At 65.4% G+C, this 1,524-nt stretch carries 2 protein-coding genes; one reads left to right on the top strand and one right to left on the bottom strand.

Annotation, left to right across the window (positions count from 1 at the left end):
- Positions 1 to 1,034, bottom strand: a 1,034-nt coding sequence (locus tag P4L78_RS22830) for an RCC1 domain-containing protein (protein ID WP_405051487.1), incomplete at its 3' end; no start/stop codon positions are given.
- Here P4L78_RS22830 and P4L78_RS00035 point away from each other — a divergent pair.
- Positions 931 to 1,524, top strand: a 594-nt coding sequence (locus P4L78_RS00035; RefSeq protein ID WP_309326179.1) for a hypothetical protein, incomplete at its 3' end; no start/stop codon positions are given. The two genes, P4L78_RS22830 and P4L78_RS00035, sit on opposite strands and share 104 nt — an antisense overlap.

The raw sequence follows: 1,524 nt of genomic DNA, 5'->3' as shown, positions 1-1,524 counted from the left end.
GATGGACTCGCCGTCCCCGAGGTCGTGAGCGTGTCCGTGGCAGTGACGGAGGCAGTCCCCGTCAATGTCGCCGTCACCGATGCCGTGCCACTGCCCGTCGCTGTGCCGGATGACGTCGGGCTCACACTCACACTCGCACTCACACTGGTTGGCGCATACACCGTTGTGCCACTGCTCACCACGCCATTCCCCAGCTCCCCATACGTGTCGTCGCCCCAGCATGACACCGCGTACCCACTCGTCAACACACACGTGTGGAACTGTCCCGCCGTCAGACTCAACACACCCGACAACACTGGCGTGGAGGGCACCGCGCTCAAACACGCACACCCCGTCGTGGTCACACTACCCTGGCCCAACTGACCGTACAAGTTCCAGCCCCAGCAGTACACACCACCTGACATCAGCACGCAAATGTGGCGACCGCCGGACGCCAAGCTACTCACACCCACCGCACCCGCCACCGCCACCGGAGTGCCACTGCTACTCGTGCTCCCAATGGCGCCATGAGTCCCGTCCCCCCAGCAGTACACCGTCCCCACGCTCGTCAAGACGCATGTGTGTCCCAGCCCTGTCACCAATGCCACTGCTGCCGGGACGGACACGGGTGTGGAGGGCGGTGACAACACGTTTGGCCCTCCCACTACACCATTCCCAAGCTGCCCATTCGCGTTCTGGCCCCAGCAGTACACCGCACCCGTCGATGTCAACACACACGCGTGGATGTAGCCGCAGCTCACCGACGCCACACCAGACGGCAAGCCCGCCACCACAGACGGTGTGGACACACAGCTGCAGCCCGTGCTGCTGGCGTACCCCACCCCGATCTGACCGTAACGGTTGTCGCCCCAGCACACAAGTGACCCATTCACCAACATGGCACACGCGAAGGCGCCCCCCACACTGCCACTCACAGAGGACACCCCTGGCATGACCACCACCGGCGAGGCGGCCACAGCGGTGCCGTTTGTGCCCTGGCCCAGCTGGCCACTCAGGTTGGTGCCCCAGCACAGCAGCGTACCCGTCGAGTTCACGGCGCATGTGTGGGATGCACCCACTCCCGCACTCGTCACCCCCGTGAGCACGGCGGCTGAGTCCATCACGCCAGAGCCGGTGACGCTGGTGTACCCCAGCCCCAGCTGCCCGGCCTGGTTGTCTCCCCAACACTGCAGCACCAGCCCGGGGGTAGACACCGTGCACATGTGCCAGCTGGACGACCCCGGCACCAACACGGCGATCACATTGTTCACTGCCGCCGAGGGTGATGCAGACGCGGATGCTGTCACCGACGCCGTGTCACTGCGCGTCACCGTGGCACTGCCTGACAGGGAGCCTGACTGTGATGGTGACGCCGTACTGCTCACCGAGCCACTGCTGGACACAGATGGACTCGCCGTCCCCGAGGTCGTGAGCGTGTCCGTGGCAGTGACGGAGGCAGTCCCCGTCAATGTCGCCGTCACCGATGCCGTGCCACTGCCCGTCGCTGTGCCGGATGACGTCGGGCTCACACTCACACTCGCACTC

Origin of the sequence: Silvimonas sp. (genome assembly GCF_031291215.1) — a bacterium.
Classification (GTDB): Bacteria; Pseudomonadota; Gammaproteobacteria; order Burkholderiales; family Chitinibacteraceae; genus Silvimonas; species Silvimonas soli.
This window is presented reverse-complemented; position numbering and strand designations above follow the sequence as displayed.